At 63.3% G+C, this 5,372-nt stretch carries 5 protein-coding genes; all 5 read right to left on the minus strand.

Features of this window, described 5'->3' with window-relative positions; all coding sequences use genetic code 11:
- On the minus strand, nucleotides 1–1,444 hold a 1,444-nt coding region (purF, locus tag A3728_RS13265; protein WP_067924574.1), incomplete at its 3' end, for an amidophosphoribosyltransferase.
- 169 nt (nucleotides 1,445–1,613) lie between these two features.
- The gene (locus A3728_RS13270) at nucleotides 1,614–2,168 is read right to left on the minus strand and encodes a CvpA family protein (RefSeq protein ID WP_067924563.1); all 555 of its coding nucleotides are present in this window, start codon (nucleotides 2,166–2,168) and stop codon (nucleotides 1,614–1,616) included.
- A 22-nt stretch (nucleotides 2,169–2,190) separates the two neighbouring features.
- Nucleotides 2,191–3,558 (minus strand): DNA repair protein RadA, encoded by a 1,368-nt coding sequence (radA, locus tag A3728_RS13275; RefSeq protein ID WP_067924567.1) that lies wholly within the window; start codon nucleotides 3,556–3,558, stop codon nucleotides 2,191–2,193.
- A gap of 91 nt (nucleotides 3,559–3,649) precedes the next feature.
- Complete coding sequence (locus A3728_RS13280; protein WP_330220280.1) at nucleotides 3,650–4,453, minus strand: DNA repair protein; 804 nt, start codon at nucleotides 4,451–4,453, stop codon at nucleotides 3,650–3,652.
- A gap of 332 nt (nucleotides 4,454–4,785) precedes the next feature.
- Nucleotides 4,786–5,372, minus strand: a 587-nt coding sequence (locus A3728_RS13285; RefSeq protein WP_067924569.1) for an ABC transporter ATP-binding protein, incomplete at its 5' end; no start/stop codon positions are given.

A 5,372-nucleotide genomic window follows, 5' to 3' on the forward strand; every position in this document is an offset into this window, starting at 1 on the left:
GGTCGGCGGGCACCACCGGGTATTCGCCGGAGAAACAGGCGTCGCAATACTGCGGACAGCTGGCCTTGCGGCCCTGCGCCTCGCCCACGGCCCGGTAAAGACCGTCGAGCGAGATGAACTTCAGGCTGTCGACCTGCAGGTGGTCGCGCATCTCGTCCTCGGACATGGTGGCGGCCAGCAGTTTTTCGCGCTGCGGCGTATCGACCCCGTAAAAGCACGGCCATGCGGTCGGCGGTGAGGCGATGCGGAAATGCACCTCCGCCGCGCCGGCATCGAGGATCATCTCCTTGATCTTGCGGCTGGTCGTGCCGCGGACGACGCTGTCATCCACGAGGATCACGCGCTTGCCCCGGATCAGGGCGCGGTTGACGTTCAGCTTCAGCCGCACGCCCATATTCCGGATCTGTTCGGTCGGTTCGATGAAGGTCCGGCCCATGTACTGGTTGCGGATGATCCCCATGGCATAGGGGATGCCGCTTTGCAGGCTGTAGCCGATGGCCGCCGGCGTGCCGCTGTCCGGCACGGGACAGACGAGGTCCGCCTCCACCGGGCTTTCCTTGGCCAGTTCGCGGCCAATCGCCTCGCGGGTTTCATAGACGCTGCGCCCCCCGAGGATGGAATCGGGGCGGCTGAAATAGACATGTTCGAAGATGCAGAACCGCGATGCCATGCGCCGGAAGGGGAAATGTGATTCGACGCCTTCGGGTGTGATCACCACCATTTCGCCGGGATCGATTTCGCGCACGAATTCCGCCCCGATGATGTCGAGCGCGCAGGTCTCGGACGACAGCGCCCAGCCGTCGCCGACCCGCCCCAGCACCAGCGGCCTGACGCCGAGGGGATCGCGTACGCCGATCAGCTTGGTGCGCGTCATGGCCACGACCGAAAACGCCCCTTCCACCCGGCGCAGGGCGTCTTCCATGCGCTCGGGGATATTGCGCTGAAGGGAGCGCGCCATGAGGTGGATGATACATTCGCTGTCCGACGAGCTTTGGAAGATGCTGCCGTGTTCGATCAGCTCCCGGCGCAACGCATTGGCATTGGTGATATTGCCATTGTGGGCGATGGCCGCACCCCCCATGGCGAATTCACCGAAAAAGGGCTGCACGTCGCGGATCGCGGTCTGCCCCTTCGCGCCGCTGGTGGAATAGCGGACATGGCCGATGGCAAGCTCCCCCGGGAGGGTTTCCATGACCGACTGCGAGGTGAAGTTGTCGCGGACATAGCCGAATCGGCGCGCGGACTGAAAGCCCGCTTCCGGATCGTAGCTGACGATACCGCCCGCTTCCTGCCCGCGATGCTGAAGCGCATGCAGCCCCAGCGCCACGAAGTTGGCCGCGTCAGCCACCCCGACGACGCCAAAGACACCGCATTCTTCCTTGGGTTTGTCGTCATCCTCCAGATCCCGCAGGTAGGAGGTGTCGAACGGATGGGCGGGGGGCATGATCTTGGACAAAGCGGCGCTCCGGCTCCAGACAGATTGTGCGCCCTACTTAGGGGTTCGTGATGGTCCTGTCACCCCGCCGCGATGCTACGTCGCAGCGTTATCTTTCACCGCTCCGTGACCGGGTGCGCCCATTGGGGCCTCAGTCACCACAACGGGAGCTGCCGCGTCAGACCCCGCAGGCCCCCACGAGTGTCTCGTAACGGGTGGTGATCCAGCCCAGCGCTTCTTCGGGGTTCTGCTCTTCGATGTTGCCGGTAAAGCGCCCGAATACAACGGCGGAGCGGCTGTCGTCCACCACGGTGAAACGCTGGCCCGTGATGACGGTATCGTAGACGAAGAAGAAGATGGCAACGAGCAGCACGCCCCGGATCACCCCGAAGATGAAGCCGAGCGCCTGATCCGCGCCGCCGAAGATCGACCGCTGCACCAGCGACGAGAAAAGCGGCGTGAACAGCGAAACGATGATGAGCGCGATGGCAAAGACGATGGCGAAGGCACCGATCACCGACAATTCGCAGCTGTCGGCCAGAAATTCGCCCACGACCGGAATTTCCCGCACCAGCGGTTCGACCTGCGGCGCAAAGAGGAAAGCCAGAATTGCAGCCGCGATCCATCCCACGATGGCCATCAATTCGCGCACCAGCCCGCGGCCATAGGCCAGCAACGCAGAAGTCACGATGACCAGCGCGACCACTCCGTCGATCAGGGTGAAACCTTCCATGCGCCTCGCCTTCCTGATGGGGTCAACCGGCCCCGAATATTTCGCCCACGAAGCCGGTCAGATCACGCATCTGCTGAACTACGATCCCGGCATTGCCCGCCTGCTTGTCGGCGGCAGGCGCAATAGCGGAGGTAAAACCAAGTTTCCGGGCCTCTTTCAACCTGTTTTCGGTTTGGGTGGCGGGGCGCAGCGCACCCGATAGGCTGATTTCCCCGAAAACGACCGTTTCGGCCGGAAGAGCGGTGTCTTCGCGCGCGCTCAGCAGGGCGGCGGCCACGGCCAGATCCGCCGCCGGTTCGCTGATCTTCATGCCGCCCGCGACATTGAGATAGACATCGAGCCCCGCGAAGGGGATGCCGCAGCGCGCTTCGAGCACCGCGAGGATCATCGCAAGCCGCCCGCCGTCCCAGCCGACGACCGTGCGCCGCGCCTGTGCATGGGGGCTGGGCGCCACCAGCGCCTGCAGTTCGACAAGAACCGGGCGCGTCCCCTCGATCCCCGCGAATACGACCGATCCGGCGGAGGGCTGCCCCCTTTCGCTGAGGAACAGCGCCGAAGGGTTGGTGACTTCGGACAATCCGCTTCCCGTCATCTCGAAGACGCCGATTTCGTCTGCGGGGCCGAACCGGTTCTTTACCGCGCGCAGGATACGGAACTGATGCCCGCGCTCCCCCTCGAAGTAGAGAACGGTATCAACCATATGCTCCACCACGCGGGGGCCTGCGATCTGGCCCTCCTTCGTCACATGGCCGACGAGCACGACGGAAACGCCCCGGCGCTTGGCGAATGTGGTCAGCTCATGGGCGGCGGCGCGCACCTGGCTGACGGATCCGGGGGCGCTTTCGACGTTGTCGGCCCACATGGTCTGGATTGAATCGATGATAGCGAGTTGCGGGCTTTCGGCTTCGAGCGTGGTGAGGATGTCGCGCAGGTTGGTTTCCGCCGCGAGCTTTACCGGCGCGTCCGACAGGCCCAGCCTGCGTGCGCGCATGCGGACCTGCGCGCTGGCTTCCTCGCCGCTGACGTAGATCGTCTTCAGACCATGGCGCGCGAACTGGGCCGCGGCCTGCAACAACAGTGTCGATTTGCCGATACCGGGATCGCCGCCGACCAGCAGTGCGGAGGCGGGAACCAGTCCGCCCCCCAGCACCCGGTCCAATTCGTCGATACCCGATTGAGTCCGCGGCGGCGGCGTCTCAAGCGTGGCAAGGTCGGTCAGGTCCATTCCCTTGCCACGCTTGGCTCCCAGCGACTTGCTGGGCGGGCCGGAGGAAATGCCCTTGTCCTCGACGATGGTGTTCCATTCCCCGCAGGTATCGCAGCGGCCCGACCATTTCGTGTACTGGGCAGCGCAGGCGGTGCAGGTATAGGTGGGGGAGTTCTTGGCCATGCGGTCTTGTGGCCGAGGCCCGGGGTGACGTCAAAGAAAAAGGCCACCCCGGGGGGTGGCCTTGTTTGCATACCTGCCGATGGGGTTCAGATCACTCGGCTGCCTTCGGAGGCATTTCGATGACCGTGTTTTCGAGCTGCAGCGGATCGTCCTTGTACTGGGGCGGTTCGCGGTCTGTGCGGACAACCGTTTCCACACCAAGCTCGGGCATGATCTCGCGCATTTCCTCGCGCAGGCGCTCCAACTGGGCGGCTGCCACGCTTTCTTCCAGCTCGACCTCGTGCAACCACTGCTTCATCTCGGTGGAGATACCCTTGGCCTGATCCAGACGCTCGTTGAACAGGTCGACCTCCGCCTGACGTTCCTTGAGGAAGCTGCGCGCGCGTTCGATCTTTTCGTCGGCATAGACGGTGGCCAGTTCCTTTGAAATGTAGCTCATCTGTGCCGCCACTTCGAGAACCTGCGGCTCAAGCGTGCTCAGGTCAGGGTGATCGCGCAGATAGGCCAGACGTTCGCGGATGGCGTCGAATTCAGACGACATCTGGAACGTCGCCTTGCGGTCCGCGGCATGGACGGCCGCATAGGCGCGCGCCACGTCCTGCATGGCGATGGAAAAGGAGCGGTGGGAATTTTCCAGCTGCATGATGCGGCGATTGGTCGGCAAAAAGAAGCACAGGCCGAGCGCCAGTACGGTCAGACCGATCTGGGCGTACATGCCCGCGTTTTCGACGGGGGCCCCGTTGTAATTCACGGGAAGCTCGATCCAGTTCCAAAGGCCCAATCCGGCCATGATCGTGGCTACCAGAAGGCCCAGAGCAGCAAGCGCGAATACGGCGACAGCAAGGCGCTGCATGAGATATTGGGTGAGATAGGAGACTGCTTGGAAATTCTTCACTGTACGTTCCCCCTTGGGATATCGGTATCGGCAAGTTTATGCCGACAAACGGATTTTGTCGCCGTAAGGTTCCGCTGATGTTCCGAAAAAAATCCGATTAAACGCTTTGGTCACAATTGTGCTTCACAGTGTCTCTTGGTGGCCTTCAATAAGGCGAAAGAAAGCCGATTGTCGCCAAACGCGCACAAACCCTTTTGGCACGGGGCTGTAACGGGGGCCGGGGCGCCGCTGGTTTGGGCCGAATCGTTCGGAAGATCGGCGGGTCATTCCGCATCAGGCACGTTTTGCTTGATCCCCACACTTCCGCGTGAGTCTGGCGTATCTGTCGCCCCTCAGGCCCCTGCGGCGATAAAGCGCGTGAGATCGGAATGCGTACTGGTGCGCATATCCGCCACGCTGCCCTGCCACGCGATTCGCCCGTCTTTCAGCAGGGCCACGCTGTCCGCCACCGTCCGCACCGTCGTCAGGTCATGGGTGATGGTCAGGGCGGTCGCGCCGGTTTCCGTCACCAGATCGCGGATCAGCCTGTTGATGGTCTGGGCGGTGACGGGATCGAGCCCGGTGGTTGGTTCGTCAAAGAACAGCCACTTGGGATCGTCGGCAATCGCCCGGGCAAGGGCGGCGCGTTTCTGCATGCCGCCCGACAGTTCCGCCGGGTAGCGGTCGGCACTGGCGGCATCGAGGCCCACGCGCTCCAGCTTGTCGATGGCGATTGTGCGCGCGGCTTCGCGCGGCAGGCGATGCAGCAGCCGAAATGCCACGTTCTGCCAGACGGGCAGGCTGTCAAAGAGCGCCGAGCCCTGAAAGAGCATACCGAAACCGTTCAGCCATTCGCGCCGACGCGTCTTGTCGAAGGGTGCGTTGTCCAGCGTGATGGCCCCGGCGTCGAGCCGTTCGAGGCCGAGGATGCTGCGCATCA

Origin of the sequence: Sulfitobacter sp. HI0040 (assembly GCF_001634885.1) — a bacterium.
Taxonomy (GTDB): domain Bacteria; phylum Pseudomonadota; class Alphaproteobacteria; order Rhodobacterales; family Rhodobacteraceae; genus Sulfitobacter.

Bases quoted from the DNA above. Each gene is read 5' to 3' on its own strand.
- A3728_RS13270 (WP_067924563.1), bottom strand. From the start codon at position 2,168: ATGGAAGGTTTCACCCTGATCGACGGAGTGGTCGCGCTGGTCATCGTG.
- radA (WP_067924567.1), bottom strand. From the start codon at position 3,558: ATGGCCAAGAACTCCCCCACCTATACCTGCACCGCCTGCGCTGCCCAG.